Here is a 25,446-nt window from a genome sequence, read left to right as displayed (position 1 = left end):
GCCGTGGTTGACGCCTCTATGCAGTTTTGATTCATTACTTGTCTTGGATGAGATCAAGTAGGTCGGCAATCTCTTCATCATCCCAACCGAATTCGGACAGATCACTTGTTGTTGATGTTGCGGTCGTTTCCGTCTGACCTAGCTCGATCAATTGTCGTAGCGCATTTACATAGTATTCCGCCAAATCTTTGACTGTTTCTTTGCGATAAATCTCTTCACTGAAGGCGATCGTTACAATCAATTGTCCCCCGACAACAGAGCTACCGAAATCCAGCAGATGCTGACGCTCTGAGTTGCGGTTGAAGTTGTCACCTCTCGCTTCGTTTGCAAAGCCAAACATGGATTCTGTGTCATCAACTGACTGATCAAGCTGACCGAGATAGTTGAAGCTAATCTCCGCTTTTGGCAAAGACTTGAACGTTTCCGTCATTTCCTCGTTCAGGTAACGGAGAACGCCATAGCCGATCCCCTTGTTCGGAATACTACGCAGCTGTTCTTTGGTCGTTTGTAGCGCTTCTTTGAGCGAGGTAGTTTCCCTTGTATCCAAGAGGATGGTATACATGCTCGTGAACCACCCCAAGGTACGGGAAAGATCGACGTCATCGAAGAGCTCTTCACGTCCGTGCCCTTCCAAATGGACGAGGGAGGTTTGATTTCCGGTCCAGACGAAGATGGCTTCTGCCAATGCAGTGAGCAAGACGTCATTGATCTGCGTTTGGTAGATCGAAGGCAATTCCTGTAAGAGCACTTTGGTTTCTTCCTGCGTAAGAGCAACAGAAACCATCTTGGCAGTAAGCTCTCGGTTCTTTCCGTTCTCATAATCTTTTGGCAGAGCGTTTACTTCTGTATCGAGGCTACTTAACCAATAATCGGCTTCCTCTCTCAGACTGTCTGATTGTGCGTACTCCGTCAATTTTTCAGCCCAATACTTGTAGGAGCTGGTTTTTGGCGGTAGTTGCACCTGTTTGCCTTGTAGCAGTTGGGTGCTGGCCTTATTCAAGTCTTCCGTGATGATGCGCCAAGACACACCATCGACTGCCAAGTGGTGAATGACGATAAGCAAGCGGCCTTCCTGTTCACTGCCCAAATCGAAGTAGACGGCACGGAGCAACGGACCTTCCGAGAGATGCAGGCTTGCCTGAGCTTCCTCAGAGATTTCCCCGATTCGCTTGACTTGCTCTTCATGCGGCAAATGCCCCAATTCCTCTACGGTAAATGGAATGATATCTGTCCATTCCTCGTTGATTTGCTTCCATTTTCCATCCTGATGGTAGAAACGGAGGCGGAGGGCATCATGATGTCCGAGCAATTGATAGAAAGCTTGTCTCAAAATTTCTGGATCAATCGGTTTAACAGTTAGAAGTACAGATTGGTTCCAGTGGTTGCGATTTGCCAATTTTTGCTCGAAGAACCAGCGTTGAATCGGCAGGAGTGGCACTTCCCCAGTGACAATGCCTTGTTCGGCGAAAATGTTAACCGACTCCCCGAGCGCTTGTGTCAACTCGGCAATCGACTGATTTTCGAACAAGAGCTTCGGTGACAAGCGAATTCCAGATTGGGCTGCGCGGGCCACGATCTGAATGCTCAGAATCGAATCACCACCGAGTTCGAAGAAGTTATCGTGAATTCCGACTTGCTCTACTCCTAGAACCTTTCTCCATATTTCTGCCAATACTCGCTCGACAAACGTCTCCGGAGCAACGAATTCTCCATTACTTACTCTGTACTCCGGTATAGGTAATGCACGACGGTCTACTTTGCCATTTGGAGTGAGTGGCAGAGCATCCATGATTACGAATGCGGACGGCACCATGTACTCCGGCAATATTTCTTTCAGGTAGCTGTCGTAGTTACCCGTTTGGTCCTCTACCCCTTCTTCTAGCACGACATACGCGGCCAGTCGTTTCACACCCGGCATGTCTTCACGGGCAAGGACGATCGTTTCTTTGACAGAAGGGTGCGTGTACAGGGCGGTTTCAATCTCGCCCAACTCGACACGGAAACCACGGATACTCACCTGATCGTCGGCACGACCGATAAACTCGATGTTGCCGTCCGGCAGGTAGCGGACAAGATCTCCTGTGCGGTACATTTTTGCCCCTCGTATGTGCGCGAACGGATTTTCGACAAAGCGTTCTTGGGTCAGATCAGGACGTTTTAGATACCCGCGAGCCAAGCTGCTCCCTGCAATGTACAGTTCGCCTGCAACACCGATCGGCACAGGTTGCAGCTTTGCATCAAGAACGTATACTTGCACATTGTCGATTGGGCGTCCGATTGTTGGGGCTGCGATCTGACCAGCTTGTACAGGAACGATGCCTGCTGTAGCTACGACGGCATTTTCCGTTGGCCCATACTGATTTACCAATGTAAATGGCAGTTGTGCCGATGGATAGTGATGCAGTTTGTCACCGCCTGTTAGCATGTAGCGCAAATCTGCATCGGACGGCCATTCAATAGATAGCAAGCTCTCTGCTAATGGCGTTGGCAGGAAGCTGATTGTGATTCTTGAGTCGACGAGCCAATCGCGCAGTTTTTCCGGTACCAGACGAATCTCTTCTTGTGGCAAATACAGTGTGGCTCCAGCCGTCAGATAAGGCCAGATTTCCCAGACAGCGGCATCGAATGCTGTTCCGGCGATTTGTGATGCTCTATCTTCTGGCGTGACGTTGTAAGCGTTCTGGTGCCAATTGATGAGATTCAATAGAGCGCGTTGCTCGATTTCGACTCCTTTTGGTGTTCCGGTAGAACCAGAGGTGTAAATGACATAAGCGAGATTGTTCGTTGTCGTCGTGATTTCGGGTGATTCCATGCTCTCACTGGCAATCAAATCCCAATCGATATCGAGACAAATAAACGTTGCATCACCTGTTGGCAATGCTTCCAGCAAGCGTTCTTGGGTCAAGACGATCGGCATGTTCGTGTCATCCATCATGAAGGCAAGGCGTTCCTTTGGATAAGATGGATCCATCGGAACAAACGCACCGCCTGCTTTGAGAATCCCTAATTGGCCGATCAGCATCTCGACGGAACGTTCGACACAAATACCAACGAGAGTCTCTGACGTAATCCCCTGTTGTTGTAAGTAGTTCGCCAGTTGATTCGCTTTCGAATTCAGCTCTGCGTAGGTGAGCGAGCCTTCCTTGGAAACGACTGCCAGTTGATTCGGCATTTTCCTTGTCATTTCGGCGACTAGCTCATGCACAGTCTTTTCATACGTGTAAGTTGCAGCTGTGTTGTTCCACCCAAGTATCAGCTGTTCACGTTCATCCGGACGTAGCAATGGTAGCGCCATGATCGATCGATCAGGTTGGGCGACGATTCCCTCTAGTACATGATGGAAATGATTCACCATTCGCTCCATTGTTGTTTGGTCGAACAAATCTGTATTGTAATCAAACGTAGCAATCATGCCGTTTGGCGTTTCTGCCATAGTCAAGCTGATGTCGTATTTGGACATCACTTCTTGGTTTTGGCTTTCAAACGGTGCAATCTGAATGCCCTCCAGTTCATGCGTCTGCATGTTGAAGTTTTGCAGAGCGAACATGACTTGATAGAGTGGCGAATAGCTTAGGCTACGTTCCAACTCCAGCTCATCTATTAACTTTTCAAAGGGCAGGTCTTGATGGGTATAGGCTTCCAGTGCAGATTCGCGCACTCTTGCAAGTAGTTCACGGAAGGTTGGAGCGCCAGACATATCGGTTCTCATCGCAAGCGTGTTGATGAAGAAGCCAATTAATGACTCCGTTTCTTGTCTATTGCGTCCAGCAACCGGACTTCCGACGATAATGTCGTCTTGACCGCTGTAACGATGAAGCAGGATTTGGAAGGCAGCGAGCAAGGTCATAAAGAGCGTGGCGCCTTCTTGTCTGCTGAGCGCGTGTAATTTTCCTACAAGCTCCGTTGGGAAGTTCGTTGTGTATAAGGCTCCATTATAGGTTTGAACCGGTGGACGCGGACGATCTGTCGGTAGGGCCAATAGCGGCTCACTACCACTCAGTTTTGCCTTCCAGTATGCGAGCTGTTGCTCTAACGCCTCACCTTGTAGCCATTCACGCTGCCAAGCTGCAAAATCTGCATACTGTAGTGGCATGTCCGTGAGTTGTGGCGTCTCTTCCTTGCAAAGCGCTTCATAGATCGTAACCAGCTCTCGTATGAAAATGTTCATCGACCAGCCGTCAGATACGATATGGTGCATATTTAGCAGGAAGACAAAATTCTCTTCGCCAATCTGGATGATCGTGGCCCGCAGTAACGGTCCTGTACGTAGGTCAAATGGCTTGGCTGCCTCTTCTCTCTCCAGGCGATGTACCTGGGTGTCACGCTCTTCTTCTGGTAGATCACGCAAATCAATCTTGCCCAGGCTCCACGCGACTTCTGGATGAATGACTTGTATCGCTTCCCCGTTGATGTCAGTGAAGGTTGTTCGCAAGCTCTCGTGTCGCTCGATAATCATCTGCAGACTGCGTTCCCATGCATGAATGTTGAGGTGTCCTTGCATACGCATGGCAGACGGGATGTTGTACAAGGCGCTGTCCGGCATTAAGCGATCCAAGAACCACAAGCGTTGCTGTGCAAAGGAGAGCGGTAGATGCTGGTCGCGAGAAACGGGTGCGAGTGGAATGCTGGCAACATTCGATTTGGCTTCCAGTAGACCCGTTAACTTTTCGCTCATTTGTGCCACGCTAGGGTTTTCGAACAAGGCGCGGAGCGGTACTTCCACACCAAATGCTTCTTTTAAGCGAGAAACGGTTTGGGTGGCCAAGAGCGAATGTCCACCCAGTTGAAAGAAGTCATCGTGGATTCCCATTCCCTCAACGGAAAGAACCTGCGACCAAATATGGGCAACGATTTCCTCGGTTGGTGTACGCGGTGCCACATATTCCTTCTCTGTCTCCCCCTGTCCCCAATCTGGTACGGGAAGAGCGCGGCGATTTACTTTCCCGTTGACCGTGAGTGGAATCTCTGCCATCCAAACGTAACCTGTAGGAACCATGTATTCTGGTAGGGTCTCTTTCAGGTAGTGGATAAGCTTTGCATCACCCGGTTGTTGTTCGTTTGCTCCAACGAGGTAAGCCGCCAAACGCTTGTCTCCTTCTCGATCCTCACGCGCAATAACGACGACATTCTGAACGGCTGGATGCTGTCTGAGCCTATTCTCGATTTCGCCCAGCTCGATTCGATAACCGCGAATTTTGACTTGGTCGTCGATTCGTCCGAGGAATTCGAGCTGCCCGTCTTCCGTATAGCGTACAAGGTCGCCAGTCCGGTAGAGGCGTTCCCCTTCCTTGCCAAACGGATGATTGATAAAACGTTCTTCCGTAAGCTCAGGACGATTCCAGTACCCTCTGGCTATTCCTTTTCCGCCGATGTATAGCTCTCCTGGTACACCTATTGCCACAGGTTGCAGATATGCATCCAGTACGTACACTTCCACATTGGCGATAGGTCGGCCGATTGTTGGATTTTGGCCGTTATTCTCACAACGTGTCAGAGTAGCAGTGACGGTTGTTTCCGTTGGTCCGTAGCAGTTAAAGAACTGGCGATCCGCGGCATGACGGGCAACAAGCTCACGACTTAACGCTTCCCCACCGACAATCAGCGTCTTCAGGTCTGGCAAATCCGCTTGTGGCAATGCCGATACGACAGAGGAAGCCATTGTCACGGTCGTGATGCGCTGTTCCTGTAGGACTTGGATCAATTCCGGACCAGGTAAAAGTAATTCACGATCCTCCATGACGAGTGTGGCACCAGCCAGCAGGGTCATAGCGATCTCGGAGACTGAAACATCGAAGCTAAAGGATGTGAATTGCAAAACCCGGCTCGTCGGATTGATTTGGAACGAATGGATCAGAGCATGTGTCAAATTGACAACGGAATGGTGCTCGACCATTACCCCTTTCGGTAATCCGGTTGATCCAGACGTATAGATGACGTAGGCGAGATGATGCTCATTGACGTTGCTATCCACGTTTGTGGTAGGCTCATTTGCCAGTTCATCGCTATCGAGGCAAATGACCTGTTTGGAAGAAACTGGTAGCATGTCTTTCAGCGATACCTGCGTCAACAAAATGTTCGCTTGCGAATCTTCGATCATGTAGGCAATGCGATCTTGCGGATGCGCCGGATCAATAGGTACATAAGCAGCACCAGCTTTCATCACACCGAGGAATGCGATGATCATCTCGAAAGAACGTTCGACGCAAATACCAACTAGCTTATCCGGTTGTACACCCGATGCAATCAGCCTGTGTGCCAACTGGTTTGCACGGTTGTTCAGCTCAGCATAAGTCAGCTCCCTCTTCTTGTAGACGAGTGCAATCGCATCAGGTGTCTTTTCTACTTGTCTCTCAAATGCCTGATGGATGCAAAGCTGCGTCGGATAATCCACGCGCGTGTCATTCCATTCGACTACTACCTGTTGAAGCTCGCTATCACTGATCATCGACACCTCTGCGAGGCACTGTTCAGGTTTTGCCATCATGGATTCGAGCAAGTAAGACATCTGGTGCAGAACACGTTCCATATTTTCAGATGCGAATCGGCTCTGGTCGTATTTGATCTTGAGGATGAACTCTTTACCCGGACCGCAGACAACGGTGATTGGATAATTCGTTTGTTCCATCGTCTCTACGTCAGATAATTGCAGCTGATTATGTTCTGCTTTTACCGATTCACCAATCGGGTAGTTCTCGAAAATGAAGATGCTCTCGAACAGGGCAGTATTACGCGCCATTTCACTCCAGCCTTGGATGTCAACCAACGGTGTGTACTCAAACTGGCGAAGCTCCACTTGATGTTCTTGAATCTCACGAAGCCATTCCCGCACCGATTTATTCGCATCGATCCAAACACGAATCGGCAGGGTGTTGATGAAGAGACCTACCATGCCCTCTACCGTAGGCAGATCAGCTGGACGACCGGAAACGGTTGCACCGAAGACGACATCATCCGTTGCGCTGTATCGGCTCAGGATGAGAGCCCATGCTCCTTGGACAAGCGTATTCAAGGTCAACTGATGTGTACGGACAAAGGCTTGCAATCGTGAAGTCATTTCCGCCGATAAGCGAATTTCTTTCTCTTCGTACACTTTCGGCATATGATCCCTGCCGCCTGATTGGTTACTCATCGCTAATGGTGTCGACTCGTGGAAGCCTTTAAGCTGTTCGCGCCAAAAATGTTCGGCAGCACGCAAGTCTTGGCGTTGTACCCAATCGATGTACGCAGAGAACGGTTGGACGAAGCTGTACGAAACCTCTTTATCTTCTGCTATGGACACATAAGCACTAAACCAGTCTTTTAGTACAATCGGGACGCTCCAACCATCAAGCAATACATGGTGGAAGCTCCAAGTGAAGCGATAGATTCCCTCACGCAAGTGGAACAGCGTCCAACGCATGAGTGGTGGTGACGCAATCTCGAAATTTCGTCTACGGTCAGCTTCTAGATAGTTAGCCAGTTCCGTTTTTTGCTGCTCCGTTGTCAAATGACGAAGATCGATTTTTTCTACAGCTGCTTTTACTTGTTTGCGTACAATTTGATGAGCCTCTAAACCTTCCCAAACAAAGTAGGTACGTAGAATTGGATGGCGATCCACTACTTTTTGCCACGCCTGTTCAAACGCTTCAACGTGCAAGCCCTCCATCGTCATCGCGAAGTGAACAATATAGTCTCCCCCCTCCTGCTCGTACAGGGAGTGGAACAGCATGCCACCTTGCAATGGACTGAGTGGATAGACGTTCTCGATCAGGCGATCCTGTCCCAGATGCTTGTCGATGGCCCGTTGATCCATTCGCGCTAGTGGGAAGTCAGATGGCGTATAGCCGCCTGCTTCTTCAGACTGGCAGTGTGCAATGATTTCGCGCAAAGCTTCCAGATAGTTGCAAGCAAGCTCTTGAATCGTGCTTTCCTCGTGAATGTTTTCGCTATAAATCCACGTAACATGGAGTTGTTCTCCGGTTATGACACTGTTTACATCAATCAGGTGCTGGCGTATTGTGTCTTTCCCCAGATTGGAGCCTCTTGATTCTTGCGCCATGCCAAATCTCGATTCGGCTTGAACCATCTGATCAAACTGTCCGAGGTAGTTGAAGCTGATTTCTGGCTTCGGCTTTTCACTTAGACGTTTTTTCAACTCCTCATCCTGACTGAGGTATTGAAGGATGCCGTAGCCGACACCTTTCATCGGAATGCGACGAAGCTGTTCCTTGACCGCTTTCAAAGCGTCACCCCACGGCTTCGACGGATCAATTGAAAGCTGTACCGGGTACATGCTCGTAAACCAGCCGACGGTACGGGATAAGTCTGCTCCTTCAATAATTTCCTCACGTCCGTGCCCTTCCAGATGAACGGCTACTCTCTTTTCACCTGTCCAACGATTCATTGCTCTGGTTAAAGCGGTAAGCAATACATCATTGATTTGTAGACGGTAAGGCGAAAGCGTATCCTGCAGCAACGCGCGAGTTTCTTCAATAGTAAGTGCAAGGCTGACTTGCTTGGAGGTTGCATCTGTGTTTTGGCTTAGCTCGAAAGCACGGTCAATGGGAAGTGGACTCACTTCATCACTTTGGCCCAGCCAGAAAGCTTTTTCCGGCTCGATCACTTCGGAATTCGCATAGGATTGCAATTGCTCTGCCCACGACTTGAATGAAGTCGTTTTCGCTGGGAATTGTACCGGCTCATCGTTTACCAGTTGCTCGTAAGCAGCTTGCAGATCCTCTAGCAAAATGCGCCAGGACACACCGTCAATCACGAGATGGTGGGCAACAATCAGCAGACGGCCAGGTAGGTCCGCTCCTAGATGGAAGTATACGGCTTGGAAAACGGGTCCCTCACTTACATGTAGGCTTGATTGCACCTCGTTTGCGATTTGCTCCAGACGATTGGCTTGTTCTTCTTCTAGAACAGCGGACAGGTCCACGCTACGGAATGGAATGGTCTCAGGAATTCCCTCTATATGTTGGATCCAACCTTGCTCCGACTGGGTATAACGCATACGTAATGCGTCATGATGCGTGAGCAGGCTCTCGATGACACGCTCTAGAACGGTCAGGTCAACGGGTTGTTGCACGGTAAGAAGCAAGGATTGGTTCCAATGATGGATCGACGGTTGTTCAGTCGTGAAGAACCACGATTGAATTGGCGTGAGCGGCACCTCTCCCGTCAAGATTCCTTGTTCTGCTTGGACTTTTCCTGTTTGTATGCCGTCAGTCGTTGTCACGACACTTGCCAGTTCCGCGATGGTTTGATTTCTCAAGAGCTGTTTCGGTGTCAAACGAATTCCAGCCTGATTGGCTCGAGAAACAATTTGGATACTCAAAATGGAGTCTCCACCAAGCTCGAAAAAGTTGTCATAGATACCAACATTGTCAATACCTAGGATTTTTTTCCATATATCTGCAAGCGTAGCCTCAATAGCAGTTGTCGGAGCAGCAAAACTGCCTTCTGTTTCATTGTGTAAGAAATCAGGTACAGGCAATGCTTGTCGGTCTACCTTCCCGTTTGGCGTCAGCGGCAGGTTATCCATGACGACAAATGCAGCTGGTACCATGTACTCAGGAAGCTTTTCCTTTAGATAGCTACGGAATTCACTTGCTTGAATCTCTTGTTTCTCTCCCAGTACGACGTAGGCAGCGAGTCGTTTTACGCCCGGCATATCCTCACGTACGAGGACGATGGTTTCTTTTACCGCCGGATGCGTGTACAGAGCGGTTTCAATTTCGCCCAATTCGACCCGGAATCCTCGGATGCTCACCTGATCATCTGCGCGACCAATGAAATCTATGCTTCCATCTGGCAGGTAACGAACCAGGTCTCCCGTTCGGTACATGCGTGCTCCCGGTTTTTGTGAGTATGGATTGGCTACGAACCGCTCTTTGGTTAGATCAGGGCGCTTCAGATAGCCCCGTGCTAAGCTGTCTCCCGCGATATAGAGCTCTCCAGCTACACCAATCGGCACAGGATTTCGCTTTTCATCCAGGACGTATACCTGCACATTGTCTATTGGACGTCCGATTGATGGTGCGAAAACATGAGCAGCTTCTGGTGGAACGACGCCTGCTGTGGCAACAACCGCGTTTTCGGTTGGACCGTATTGGTTTACAAGAGTAAACGGCATGGTTGCTAGTGGGTAATCGTGTAGCTTGTCGCCCCCTGTGAGCATATACCGCAGCTTCGTGTCGATAGGCCATTCCAAGGTAAGCAGCCTTTCCGCCAAAGGCGTTGGCAAAAAGCTAATCGTAATACCCGATGCAACAAGCCAATCTCTTAGTTCCTCTGGCACCAGACGAATATCTTCTGATGGGAGATAAAGTGTTGCTCCCTTTGTCAGGTATGGCCAGATTTCCCAAACAGATGCATCAAAGGCTGTCCCTGCGATTTGTGAAGCTCGATCATTTGAATCTACGCTGTACGACCGCTGGTGCCAGCAAATCAGATTTAACAAGGCGGCATGTTCGATCTCTACCCCTTTTGGCGTTCCAGTAGAGCCAGACGTATAGATGACATACGCCAGATTCTCTGTTGTCATTGCCACGATCGGTGCCTCGCTGCTCTCTTCCGAAATGATATGCCAATCACGATCCAAGCAGATGAATGATGCAGTTCCTTCTGGCAATCTCCCTAACAGTCGTTCTTGGGTTATTACAACTGGCATATTGGCATCTTTCATCATGAAAGCAAGACGCTCTTGTGGATACGCTGTGTCCATTGGGACATATGCACCGCCAGCTTTGAGGATTCCCAGTTGACCGATGAGCATATCGATGGAACGTTCTACGCAGATACCGACAAGTGTTTCGGAGGATACTCCCTGTTTTTGCAGGTAGTTCGCTACCTGATTCGCTTTGGCATCCAGTTCTGCATAGGTGATCTGCCCGTCTTCGGAAACAACGGCTAATTGATTTGGCAACTCTTGTGCAATCCGTGCAACAATTTCATGCACGCATGTTTCACGTTCAAAAGGTACATTTGTATCATTCCATTGATGGAGAAGCTGCTCCCTTTCCCTATCGCTCAGGAGAGGGATGGCTGTGACTGGTTGCATCGGATTTGCCGAAAACGCCTCTAGCAGGCTCGCGAAATGGTTCCCCATGCGCTCGATTGTTGCTGGATCAAAAAGATCGGTATTGTACTCGAATGTTGCGATTAGTCCATCTGGTGCCTCTACGGTGGTCAAGGTGATGTCAAACTTGGCGCTTACGCCCTCCTGACCTCTGTGGAAAGGCTCGATGCGAATCTGGGACAATTCTTGCACTTCCATCGGGATGTTTTGTAGGACAAACATCACTTGGAACAACGGTGAGTAGCTTAGGCTTCGTTCCAGCTCCAGTTCATCTACCAGTTTTTCAAATGGCAGGTCTTGATGCGCATAAGCCTCCAGTGCGGTCTCTCGTACTTTTGCTAGCAAGTCTCGGAAGGTTGGTTCCCCAGACATGTCTGTACGCATTACCAAGGTGTTAATGAAGAAACCAATAAGTGACTCCAGTTCCTGTCTATTTCGTCCTGCGACCGGACTTCCGACGAGGATGTCTTTTTGACCACTGTAGCGATAGAGCAGGGTCTGAAAGGCAGCTAGCAAGGTCATGAATAAGGTTGATCCTTCTTCACGGCTGAGGGCTTTTATATCGGCAAGCAGTTTTTCTGAGAGCTTAATCGTATGCATCGCCCCTTTATGGCTCTGAACAGCAGGGCGTGGACGATCTGTCGGCAATCTCAGAAGCGGTTCTGCATCGCCTAATTGTTTTTTCCAGTAGTCCAATTGTTGCTCTAATACCTCACCTTGCAACCAATTGCGTTGCCATGTGGCATAGTCTGCATATTGCAGCGGCATTTCGGCAAGCTGTGGCGTTTCTCCAGCAGATAACGCTTCGTAGATGGAGACTAACTCACCCATGAATACACTCATGGACCAGCCATCCGCAATGATGTGGTGTAAATTGAGCAAAAATACATACGCTTGTTCATCCATGCAAATCAGTTTTGCGCGTAATAACGGCCCTTGATTGAGATGAAACCAATGTTCAGCATCTTCTATGGCGAGACGCAATACTTCCCCTTCTCGCTCCTCTTCGTTCCAGTCCCGTAAGTCGATTCGTTCCATGTTCCACTCAATCTTCGGGTGAATGACTTGAACGGCTTCCCCATTGCTCTCGGAGAAAGTTGTACGCAAGCTCTCATGACGTTGGATGATCTGCTTCAGACTGCGTTCCCACGCCTCGACGTCTAGCTCACCCATCAGACGAACAGCTGTTGGGATATTGTAGACGGAACTGTCTGGCAACAGCTTGTCCAAGAACCACAAACGTTGTTGTGCAAATGAAAGTGGCAAGTGTTCGTCACGCGACACGGGCACGAGCGGGATGTCAGTGAGACCGGCTTCCCCTTGTAACAATGCCGTTATTTTTTCGCTAATCGCTGCCGTTGTCGGATAATCAAACAGCGTACGAAGCGGCATGTTTACGCCAAAAGCTTGACGCATACGGGAAATCGCTTGGGTAGCTAAGAGGGAATGTCCCCCTCGTGCAAAGAAATCGTCGTGAATTCCGACTTGCTCAACAGAAAGTACCTGTGTCCAAATGTTCGCTACTATTTCTTCTGTTGGTGTACGAGGTGCGACATACTCCTGTTGTGTGGTCAAAATCCCCCAATCCGGCGTGGGCAGTGCCCGGTGGTCTACCTTTCCGTTGACCGTAAGCGGAATCGCCTCCATCCAGACCATGCCTGCTGGAATCATGTAATCTGGCAATGTTTCTTTCAGATAAAGAGCGAGCTCCTCTATAGCTGGCTTCTCTTCACCCATTGCAATCAGATAAGCGGCCAAACGATTGTCTCGTACGGTAATGACAGCTTCCCGAATCGCATCGTGCTTTCTCAATGCGTTTTCGATTTCGCCTAATTCGATGCGGAAGCCGCGAATTTTCACCTGATTATCGATACGACCAAGGAATTCAAGGTTACCGTCTTGCAGATAGCGCACCTGATCTCCTGTGCGATAAAGACGTTCGCCTTCCACTCCAAACGGATGAGTAATAAAGCGTTCCTCTGTAAGCTCTGGACGATTCCAGTAACCGCGTGCCAAGCCTTTTCCACCAATATATAGCTCACCTGGTACGCCAATAGGGACCGGCTTCAGATTGGCATCTAATACGTAGATGTTTGCATTGGCGATAGGACGGCCAATTGGTGTGTTCTCCAGATTCGTATCCATAAGCATCAGCGTGGTGCAAACAGTTGCCTCCGTTGGACCGTAGCAATTGAAAAATTGACGATGATTTGCATAGCGAGTAATGAGCTCATAGCTTGGTGCTTCGCCACCGATCACGAGCGTCTTCAGATCAGGTAGGTCGGCGTCTGGTAATGCCGCAAGTACAGCGGGCACTGTCATCACAGTCGTGATTTGTTTTTCTTGCAAGACCGTGATGAGTTCAGGACCTGGCATGAGCATTTCCCGATCCTCAATGACTAGGGTCGCACCCGAAATCAAAGCCATAATGATCTCAGCGACAGATACGTCGAAGCTGAACGAGCATAACTGCAAGACGCGGCTAGACGGCTGGACTTGGAACAACTCGATGAGGTAATGAGCCATATTCATCGCACTTTGATGTTCGACCATAACGCCTTTCGGCAACCCAGTGGAACCAGATGTGTAAATGACATAGGCAAGATTTTGTTCGGTAACTCCGCACTTCACATCGTGAACAGGTTCATTTTCCAACGCATTACTATCCAGGCAAATTACCTGGGCCTTCGTTGTAAGCAATTGGTTTGCCAGAGATTGCTGGGTCAACACGATGTTAGCCTGCGAATCCTCGATCATGTAGGCAATACGCTCTAGCGGATGTGCCGGATCGATTGGAACATAAGCGGCACCTGCTTTCATCACACCGAGAATCCCGACGATCATCTCAGGAGAGCGCTCGATGCAAATCCCGACGAGTGTATCTGGTTTCACACCTTGGGCAAGGAGATGATGCGCCAATTGGTTCGCTCGCTGATTCAGCTCGGCATACGTCATTTCCATCTCTTTGTACATGAGTCCGATCGCATCTGGTGTCTTTTGTACCTGTTGTTCAAATGCTTGATGAATGCAAAGCCCGGTTGGATAATCGACCTTCGTATCGTTCCACTCGACCAAAACCTGCTCTTGTTCGCTTTCGCTGATCATGCACACATTAGCCAGAGGTTGATCAGGATTTGCTATCATCGATTGGAGCATCAGCGTCATTTGCTCTAGCACACGTTCGATCCGTACATGATCGAATCGGTTTTGATCAAAAACGATTTTGAGGACAAATTCTTTGCCAGGCCCACATACTACGGTAAGCGGATAGTTTGTTTGCTCCGCAGAGTCTACATCAGAAATCTGAATACTGCTGTCCGCTTCTTTCACAGACTCATCGATCGGGTAGTTCTCAAAGATAAAAATACTTTCGAACAGAGAGGTGTTGCGCTCGAATTCGCTCCAGCTCTGGATGTCAACCAGCGGCGTGTACTCATATTGGCGAATCTCCAATTGCATTTCTTGCAATTCGCGCAGCCATACCCGAACGGTTTTGCTTGGATCGATTGTGATTCGAACTGGGAGCGTATTGATGAACAGACCCACCATATTTTCTACGCCATGCAAATCGGCTGGACGTCCTGAACCAGTTGCCCCGAATACGACATCTGCTTCCCCACTGTAAGCTCCAAGGATCATGCCCCACGCACTTTGTATAAAGGTATTCAGCGTTACCTGATGCTGACGGGCAAATGATTGCAGCTGTTCGGTAAACTCGGCCGAGAATCGGATAATGCGCTCGTCGTAGGTTTTTGGTTCACCCATGGATTGGTGAGCTTGTCCGAGATTGATTTGTGTCGGCCCGTATATCCCCTTCAAATGGTTGCGCCAGAAATGTTCCGCAGCTTGCAGGTCTTGGCGCTGAATCCACGCTACATACTGGGAAAATGGCTGTACAGCCCCAAGCTGAATGTCTTTTCCATCTGCCAGCGCTAGATAAGCGGCAAACCAGTCTTTTAAGACGAGCGGCAAGCTCCAGCCGTCCAGCAATACGTGGTGGAAGCTCCAGATAAAGCGATACGCTTCGTTGCTTATCCTAAACAAAGTCAAACGCATGAGAGGTGGTTCTGTAATGGAGAAGTTCCGTTTGCGATCCTCTTCCAAAAATTCGTCTAGCGCTACTTTCTGTTTATCCGTCGGTAAATGTCGCAGATCTCTTTCATCAACTGTCACCCGTACATGCTTGCGGACGATTTGATGCGGATTGACTACCCCATCCCAGATAAAGGAGGTACGCAGAATAGAATGACGATCGATGACTTTTTGCCATGCTTGTTGGAGTACATCGACGTTCAAATGATGGATCGTCATGGAGAACTGAACCACATAGTCTCCGCCCTCTTGTTCGTACAGGGAATGGAAAAGCATGCCTTCCTGCAACGGCGTCAGTGGATAGATGTTCTCGATGGAACGATCTTTACCCACATACGTGTCGATTGTACGCTGATCCAGACGGGATAACGGGAAGTCAGAAGGAGTGTAGCCCCCTGCTTCTTCGGAGCGGCAATGTGCCATAATCTCACGCAAGGCGTCCATATAATCACGAGCAACTGCTTCCACCGTAGTTTTCTCGTGGATGTTTTCGTTGTAAAACCAAGTGACATGCAGTTGTTCTCCGGAAATGACGCTGTTTACATCGATTAAATGCCCACGAATGGAATCAGGTGCAAGATTCGAGCCTCTCGATTCAGCAGCCATGCCAAATTTAGCATTTGACGAAACGACTTGATCAAACTGGCCGAGGTAGTTGAAGCTGATCTCTGGCTTCATTCGAGACTTCAACTGCTCTTTCAGTTCGTCATCCTGACGTAAGTAGTGCAGGATACCATAGCCAACTCCATTTTGCGGAATGGCTCGAAGCTGTTCTTTCACGGCTTTCAGCAGTTCACTCCACGTTTTTGTCTGGTCAAGTGTAAGATGTACCGGATACATACTCGTAAACCAGCCAACGGTGCGGGATAAATCTGCTCCTTCCAAAATATCTTCGCGTCCATGCCCCTCGAGATGGAAAGATAACGTCTGTTTCGCTGTCCAGCGGTGCATTGCTTTTGTTAAGGCAGCGAGTAAGACATCGTTTATTTTCAGGCGGTAAGGAGAAAGTGTTTCCTGCAACAGAGCACGGGTTTCTTCTACATCTAAAGAGAACGTTACTTGTTTGGTTGTCGCTTCCGTGTTCTGGCTCGGTTCATAAAGGTGATCAATCGGTATCGGACTCGCATTTTGATCTTGTTTGAGCCAGTACTCGTTTTCTTGCTGGATGGCTTCTGAATTGGCATACGCGACTAATTGTTCAGCCCACATCTTGAACGAAGTCGTCTTTGCTGGCATTTGTACGTCATGACCACTCGCTATTTGATCATAGGTATGCTGCAGATCCTCCAGCAAAATACGCCACGATACACCGTCAACAACTAAATGGTGAATAACGAGCAACAGTCGGCCAGCTTGCTCTTCGCCCATGTTGAAGTACACAGCCTGTACGATGGGACCTTCCGTGATATTTAGGCTCGCTTGTACTTCTTGTGAAATTTCCTCCAGCCTAGACTCCTGTTCCAGTTTAGGGAGATGAGAAAGATCCACGCTACGGAATGGAACATTCTCTTCTAGACCTTCCATCATTTGTGTCCACATGCCGTCATGGTGTGAAAAGCGCATACGCAACGCATCATGATGGGCCAGCAGGCTCTCAATTGTTTGCTCCAGGACAACAAGGTCTACTGGTTGCTGAACAGTCAGAAGTACCGACTGATTCCAGTGATGCAGCGACGGTTGATTGGAGTCAAAGAACCATTTTTGAATGGGAGTGAGCGGTACATTTCCAGTAACAGTACCCTGTTCATTTTTCCATGTTGTATCCGTTTCTTGGCTAAAATCAGTAACAACACGTAGCAATTCTGCAATGGTTTGATTTTCAAAAAGTTGCTTAGGTGTGAAGCGAATTCCGGAATGATTGGCTCTCGCAACGATCTGGATACTGAGAATGGAGTCGCCACCCAATTCGAAAAAGTTGTCGTAGATGCCGATGTTCGCAACACCCAACACACTTTTCCAGATTTCTGCCAATTTCACTTCCAGATCCGTTGCAGGTGCTACATAACCGCTATCCGCCTCATTTCGGGAATAGTCAGGGATCGGGAGTGCCCGTCGATCCACTTTGCCGTTTGGTGTCAGCGGGAAGCTGTCCATATTCACAAACGCGGATGGGATCATGTACTCAGGCAACTTATCCTTGAGATAAGATCGCATCTCGATGTGAGTAACCTCTTTTTCTTCTGCAAAAACGAGGTAAGCAGCTAAGCGCTTGTCCCCAGGAGTTTCCTCTCTCACCATGAGTAAGGACTCTTTTACAGCCGGGTGGCTCTGCAATACGGTCTCGATTTCCCCTAGCTCAATGCGGAAACCGCGAATTTTTACTTGGTTGTCGATACGTCCGATAAACTCAATCGTGCCATCAGCTAGATAACGAACCAAGTCACCAGTGCGGTACTGGCGAGAACCTCCTTGTGGATCAAACGGATTCTCCACAAAACGTTCTGCGGTTAGCTCCGGATTGTTCAAATAGCCTAGAGAGAGGCCATCTCCGCCTATATATAATTCTCCTGCTGCACCCAGAGGGACAGGCTGTTGATGTTTGTCCAATACGTACACTGTGGTATTGCTGATCGGTCGGCCGATCGGGAAGGAGTTTACGCCTTCTGGAAGCTCCGTGACGGGATTGCAGCAAGTAAACGTCGTGTTTTCCGTCGGGCCATAGCCGTTAATCACCGTGATACCGCCCAGTGAAAGTACCTTGCGTACATGGGATGCAGAGACAACATCCCCACCGACAAGTAGCTGGCGCACGCCGCGCAAGTACTCCACCTTGTGGTCAACCATGACCGTGAACAGACCAGCCGTCAGCCAAAGTGTCGTCACTTTGTGATTCTGAATCGCCTCTCCCAGTTCATCGAGTGAAGGCTGATGTGGCGGCATCAACACCAGCTTCGCCCCGTTTAACAACGCCCCCCAAATTTCAAAGGTAGCAGCATCAAACGATACGGTAGAGGCTTGCAGGAACACATCCTCTTCCGTGATGGTCACGTAGTTCGTGTTTTTGATCAGGCGAACAATGCCGCGATGAACGACTAGCACTCCTTTTGGTGTACCTGTTGAACCTGAAGTGTAAATGACATAAGCGAGGCTGTCGGCTGCCATATCTACTTGGGGAGCAAGTGTGCTTTCATCTGCCCATTTTTCCCCAGCGTGGTCGAGATTGAGAATGGTAAGCTCTTGTCCTTGCCACTTGTCAGCCAAATGCTCCTGTGTCAATAAAATGGAAATCTGGGCATCAGCCAGCATGAACGCCAAACGTTCTTCTGGATACGCAGGGTCAAGTGGTACATACGCTCCACCTGCTTTGAGAATCCCGAGCATACCTACGAGCATATCTAACGAACGCTCTACGCAAAGCCCGACAAAAGTACCTGTTTCTACTCCTTGCTTTTGCAAGTAGTGGGCAAGCTGATTGGCTTTTACCTCCAGCTCGGCGAAGGTCAACTGCTCTTCTCCCGCAACGACGGCGATACGATCTGGGTATTGGGCCGCTGTTTCGGTAAACAGTTGGGGAACGGTTTTATCCCGAGGGTATTCGCTCGCTGTGTTGTTAAGCTCTACCACCTGTTGATTTCGTTCGCTCTCCCTTAGAAGATCAAGTTTTTCAATCGACTCCTCTGGGTGGGAGATGATTGCCTCAAGCAGATTTTGCAAATGTCCAGTCATTCGCTCGATCGTCGATCTGTCGAACAAATCTGTGCTGTACTCAAAGGAAGCCACGAGTCCGTCTGCCTGCTCTCGCATCGTCAATGTGAGGTCAAACTTGGAGGTCGTCAAATGTCGCTCAGAATCCAATGGTGTGAGCTGAATGCCGGACGTTACTGCCTCCTCCAGCGGGAAGTTTTGTAAGACAAACATGACCTGGAAAAGCTGCGAGTAGCTGAGGCTACGCTCTAGCTGTAGCTCATCGACTAATTTTTCAAAAGGTAAATCTTGATGTGCATAGGCCTCCAACGCTGTTTCCCGAACGCGTGCCAGTAATTCTGTAAAGGTTACATCTCCTGTTACGTTGGTTCGGAGTGCCAACGTGTTAACGAAGAATCCGATCAAATTCTCGGTTTCTTGCCGATTGCGTCCTGCTACCGGACTTCCCACAACGATGTCTTCTTGACCACTATAGCGGTATAGAAGGATTTGGAAGGCAGCCAGCAATGTCATAAACAAGGTAGAATTGGACTCCTGGCTAAGTACTTTCAATTTGGAAAGCAAGTCCGCGGAAAAGGTCCTGGTGTAAATGGCTCCTTTATAGGATTGCACAGCAGGGCGCGAACGGTCAGTCGGCAGTGCTAGAAGCGGTTCTGCTCCGCTCAGTTTTTCTTTCCAATAAGTAACCTGCTGCTCTAAGAGTTCGCCTTCCAGCCATTCACGCTGCCATGAGGCAAAATCCGCATATTGAATCGGTAGTTCAGCTAGCTCTAGTGTTTCTTGTTTACGGAAGGCTTCATAATTGGCAAGCAATTCGCGATAGAAGATGCCCATCGACCAACCATCAGAGATGATATGGTGCATGTTGATCAAGAAGACATATGCGTGATCATCTGCTTGGATCATCGTCGCGCGTATCAGCGGTCCTTGTCCGAGAGTAAATGCTCGGGCCGCTTCTGCTTCGGCCAACTGCTCTATCTTTTGTTCTTTCTTTTCATCTGGTAGGTCGCGTAAGTCCAGAAGGTCCATTTTCCAGTCGATCTGCGGATGAATCACTTGTATGGATTGTCCGTCTATTTCGTGGAACGTGGTACGCAAGCTTTCGTGACGCAAAATGATCGCCTGTAAACTCTTCTCCCATGCCACTACGTCGAGTTCGCCTTGCAAACGAAGGGCAGATGGGATGTTGTACATCGGACTATCTGGCATGAATTGATCAAAGAACCACAATCGCTGCTGGGCAAAAGACAACGGCAGATTGTTCTGTCTTGAAACAGGCTGAATTGATCCACCAATCGCTTCTTTCTCTCCCAAATGAAGGGCTGCTCCTTGTTCACTCCATGCTGCAATGGTTGGATGTTCAAAAATGGAGCGTACCGTTTGCTCTATTCCAAACGCCTCTCTCAGGCGTGAAATGACTCGTGTCGCCAAAAGTGAATGTCCACCCAGCTCGAAAAAGTTATCGTGAATCCCTACTTTTTCGACTCCGAGCACCTGCGACCAAATGTTGGCAATCAGCTCTTCTACCTGATTGCGCGGCTCCATGTAGCCTTTGTCGGAAGCAGGATTTGTCCATTCTGGTTCCGGCAATTGTTTGCGGTCGATTTTACCATTTGCCGTCAAAGGCATCGCATCCAAGAAAATATAAAATGATGGCCTCATGAATTCTGGCAACTTCGTTTTTGTCCATGCACGTAAATCAGAAGTTTCGAGCGTGTTATCTTCTGAAACGGTAAAATACGCTGTTAAATGCTTCTCGCCCGGCTTCATCTCACGGGCCATGACCACAACTTCATTCACAGACGGATGCAAGCTGAGTGCTGCTTCCACCTCACCTAATTCGATGCGGAAGCCACGGATTTTTACTTGGTTGTCAATACGCCCGATAAACGCAAGCGTGCCATCAGGCAAATAACGAACCAAGTCACCAGTGCGGTACAGGCGAGAACTTCCTTGTGGATCAAACGGATTCTCCACAAAACGCTCTGCGGTTAGCTCCGGATTGTTCAAATAGCCAAGAGCGAGACCATCTCCGCCTATATATAATTCACCGGCTGCACCCAGAGGGACAGGTTGTTGATGTTTGTCCAATACGTACACCGTGGTATTGCTGATCGGTCGGCCGATCGGGAAGGAGTTGACGCCTTCTGCAAGCTCCGTGACGGGATTGCAGCAAGTAAACGTCGTGTTTTCCGTCGGGCCATAGCCGTTAATCACTGTAATCCCGCCAAGTGAAAGTACCTTGCGTACATGAGATGCAGAGACAACATCCCCACCAACAAGTAGCTGGCGCACGCCGCGCAAGTGCTCCACCTTGTGGTCAACGATGACCGTGAACAGTCCAGCCGTCAGCCAAAGTGTCGTCACCTTGTGATTCTGAATCGTCTCTCCCAGTTCATCGAGTGAAGGCTGATGTGGCGGCATCAACACCAGCTTCGCTCCGTTTAATAACGCGCCCCAAATTTCAAAGGTAGCAGCATCAAACGATACGGTAGAGGCTTGCAGGAATACGTCCTCTTCCGTAATGGTCACGTAGTTCGTGTTTTTGATCAGGCGAACAATCCCGCGATGGACGACCAGCACTCCCTTTGGTGTACCTGTTGAACCCGAGGTGTAAATGACGTAGGCGAGGCTGTCGGCTGTCATATCTACTTGTGGAGCAAACGTGCTTTCTTCCGCCCATTGTTCCGCAGCATGGTCGAGATTGAGAATGGTAAGCTCTTGTCCTTGCCACTTGTTAGCCAAATGCTCCTGTGTCAATAAAATGGATATTTGGGCATCTGCCAGCATGAAAGCCAAACGTTCTTCTGGATACGCAGGGTCAAGTGGCACATACGCTCCACCTGCTTTGAGAATCCCGAGCATACCCACGAGCATATCTAACGAGCGCTCTACGCAAAGTCCGACAAAAGTACCTGTTTCTACTCCTTGCTTTTGCAAGTAGTGGGCAAGCTGATTAGCTTTTGCCTCCAGCTCGGCATAAGTCAACTGCTCTTCTCCCGCAACGACGGCGATACGATCTGGGTATTGGGCCGCTGTTTCGGCAAACAGTTGTGGAACGGTTTTTTCCCGAGGGTAATCGCTCGTCGTATCGTTTAGCCCGACCAGGAGATGTTGTCTTTCTTCTTGACTGAGAAAAGAGATAGAGGACAGGCGTTGTTTCGGATTCTCGACGATGGCCATTAAAATGGATGCCATTTGGTCAAGTGTCCGTTCGATTGCCGTCTGCTCAAAGCGGTCAGTCCTGTATATCATTTTGATGCTAAACTGCTCGCCCGGAACCCCGACAATCGTGAGCGGGTTATCCACCTCTTGGAAGTGCTGTACATTGGAGATGGAAAAACCGAATTCCTTCTCTTCCCCTTCTCCCAGCGGGTAGTTCTCAAAAACGAAGATACTTTCAAACAGTGGTAGTCCACGCGGTACATCGGTCCAGCCTTGGATATCCACCAATGGCGAGTATTCATATTGGCGGACTCTCGATTGCTGATCCTGTAACGCTTTGAACCACTGATCCAACGTTTGCTCAGGCTCGACTTTCGTTTTCATCGGCAACGTGTTGATAAACATTCCAACCATCTGCTCTACACCCGGCAGGTCGCTCGGGCGCCCGGAACCGGTTACGCCGTATACCACGCTTTCTTCCCCGCTCAAACGGCTGAGGAGAATGGCCCACGCTCCCTGCACGATGGTGTTGATCGTTACCTTATACGTTCGAGCTAATTTTAAGAGAGCTTTCGAGACTTCATCAGTCAAGGTTCGAGTCGATTCATGAATCCCTTTTTCCTCTTCTGAATCTCTCAAGGGATAAGATTCAAAGGGAAGAGGTGTGGGACCCTCGACGGACGCTAGGAACTCGCGCCAGAACTTTTCAGACTCCTTGTTGTCCTGACGGCGAAGCCAGGAGATATAATCTTTGAATGGCTTTGGCTGTGGAAGTCTCAAGTCCTTGCCTTGGCAGTACGCCTCATAGAAATCGAGGACTTCCTGAAAAAGAATGGGGCTGCTCCATCCATCCAAGAGCAAATGATGAAAGGTCCAGATGAACTGGTGCACATCTTTGGCCTTTTTGATGACCGTCACTCGCATGAGGGGGGCTTCGCTCAAGTCGAAGCCCGCCTCTTTTTCTGTTTGCAAAAACGATGTCAGCATGGTTTTTTGCTCTTCATCAGTGCGATGTGACCAGTCTTCCTGGTGTATGGAAAAAGGAACACTTTCGAAGACCACCTGAAGTGGCTTCTCTACTTCCTCCCAAAGGAATCCAGTACGCAAAATGGAATGTCTTTGAACCACTTTGTTCCAGGCTTTTTCAAAGTTGACGATATCAAGCTCGCCTGTAAGAATGGCAATGTTCTGTACCATATAGGCTGAACCCTCAGAGTACAGCGAATGGAACAACATCCCTTCTTGCAGCGGGGATAAGGTGTATAGATCAGTAAAATCCCCCATTGGATTAATTCCCCTTTCTTTTCTTCAGCTTGGAGAGTACCTTGTTTAACGCCATCTGACTCAAGTCTGCATCCTCGAAGTCTTCGGCTCTATAGCTTTGTTTCTCCGCTTGTATCAGTGAACGCAGAATTTCCGTGAAATGACGAGCGAAAGTCTCGATGCTCGCTTCGCTATGCAATGACTCGCTGTAGAGGAAGCTTAGGTTCAGCTTGCCTCCTGTGACTGCCCCTACCACATCAATCAGATGAGCCCTTCTGTTGTCTGGACTGATGTTGGAGCCTCTTTCTCCTTCCGCAAATCCAAACAGGGAATCTCCTTCTCCCGCCTGATTGAATTGTCCTAGGTAGTTGAAGCTAATCGGTGGTTGCGGAATAGTTGCTAGCTTTTCGGACGCCTCATTATCTTTCGTCAGATAGCGCAGGATGCCGTATCCAAGGCCTTTGTTCGGAATTTGTTGAAGCTTCTCCTTGACTCTTACCAGCGCATCTTCCTGAGACATGTTCTGATCCAATCGAATCAAAAGTGGATACATGGACGTAAACCAGCCGACCGTTCGGGAGAGATCGACCTCCGAGAACAATTCTTCACGACCGTGACCTTCTAGGTTGACTAGTAGGGCTTGTTCTCCCGTCCATTTGGCGTGTGCCAATGCTAACGCGGTCAATAGAACATCATTGATTTGCGCGCGGTAACGGGACGGTACTTTTTGTAGCAGGGTTTCTGTCTCTTGCTCCTCCATTGCAATCGTAATCGTCCGGCAGTTCCCTTCTGTGTTCGACCCACTGTCATGGATTGGCGTTGTAGTTGTCATCATCTCGTCTGCTGCCGCTACCCAGTACTCCTTTTCAGCGACAATACGTTCAGAAGATGCGTACTCAATCATTTTTTCTGCCCATGCTTTGTAGGAGGTTGTTTTTGCAGGCAATTGAATCTCTGTTCCATCCGCAGCCTGTCTGTATGCGGTTTGCAAGTCTTCGATCAGAACTCGCCACGATACCCCGTCTACCGCCAAATGGTGGATGACAATCAGCAAACGGCCTGGTCGATCATAACCGAGATCGAAGTACACGATCTTTATGAGCGGTCCGTTTTCTAAATCAAGGCTCGCTTGTGCTTGGTGTGAAAGTTTTGCGATTCTTCTCATGTGCTGAGCTGGCGAGACCATGCTAAGATCCTCCACCACGAGCAAAACTTCCGATTCGACTTCTGCGTGCGTCTGCTTCCACTGGCCATCTGTGTAGGTATAACGCAGGCGGAGTGCGTCGTGGTGAGCGAGCAGGTGAGTAATGGCTTGCTCTAGATTCTCCTCGTCCAATTGTTCGTTTACTTGCAGGAGCATCGATTGGTTCCAGTGATGTGGTGTTGGTTGCTCTTGCTCGAGGAACCATTTTTGGATCGGCAATAGTGGAGCTTCACCGGTGACCATTCCTTGTTCTGCTTCTACTTTCGTGCTTTGGCCTGCAACCTTTGCCAACTCAGCAATCGTTTGATGGTCAAAAAGATTCTTCGGAGTCAGATGAATGCCAGCTTTGTTTGCACGTGCGACGATTTGAATGCTAAGGATCGAGTCGCCCCCGAGCTCAAAAAAGTTATCGTGAATGCCGATGCGATCCATTCGCAGAACGCCGCACCATATTTCCACCAGTTTTTGTTCGATGAGGTTGGTAGCCTCTGTAAACGAATCAACATCGTGGCTGCGATCATAGACAGGGACTGGAAGTGCTTTTCTGTCTACTTTCCCGTTTGGCGTAAGCGGCAATTCATTCAGCATGACGAAAGCAGATGGCACCATATAATCCGGAACATGTGCTTTGAAATGTTGGCGCAGTTCGGCTGTGTCAACCTCTTGCTCGGCTTGCTTAACCGCATAAGCGACGAGCTGTTTCTTGCCCGGTTCATCTTCGCGGACAATGACGACGGATGCGGCAAGAGCAGGGTGTTTGGCTAAAACGGACTCTACCTCACTCAGCTCGATGCGGAATCCTCGGACTTTTACCTGATTGTCGATTCGGCCGATGAATTCGATAAGACCATCTGGCAGGTAACGAACCAGGTCACCCGTCCGATAGAGTCGTGTCTGCGAATCGGTTGAGAACGGGTTAGGTACAAAGCGCTCTTCCGTCAAATCAGGGCGATTCAAATATCCAGTAGCCAGACCATCTCCGCCGATATACAGCTCACCTGTTACACCAATCGGG

Annotated in this window: 2 protein-coding genes; both read right to left on the bottom strand. The window is 49.2% G+C overall.

Annotated features, from left to right (window positions below):
- Positions 1-34 precede the first annotated feature (34 nt).
- Positions 35-23,248: a linear gramicidin non-ribosomal peptide synthetase LgrC gene (gene lgrC / locus HP401_RS17885; protein ID WP_173605959.1), complete on the bottom strand. Its 23,214-nt coding sequence runs from the start codon at positions 23,246-23,248 to the stop codon at positions 35-37.
- 4 nt (positions 23,249-23,252) lie between these two features.
- Positions 23,253-25,446, bottom strand: a 2,194-nt coding sequence (locus HP401_RS17880; protein WP_173605958.1) for a condensation domain-containing protein, incomplete at its 5' end; no start/stop codon positions are given.

The organism is Brevibacillus sp. HB2.2, from assembly GCF_013284275.1.
In the GTDB taxonomy this organism is placed as follows: domain Bacteria; phylum Bacillota; class Bacilli; order Brevibacillales; family Brevibacillaceae; genus Brevibacillus; species Brevibacillus brevis_D.
This window is presented reverse-complemented; position numbering and strand designations above follow the sequence as displayed.

Coding starts and splice junctions, on each gene's coding strand:
- lgrC (WP_173605959.1), bottom strand. CDS start 23,248: ATGGGGGATTTTACTGATCTATACACCTTATCCCCGCTGCAAGAAGGG.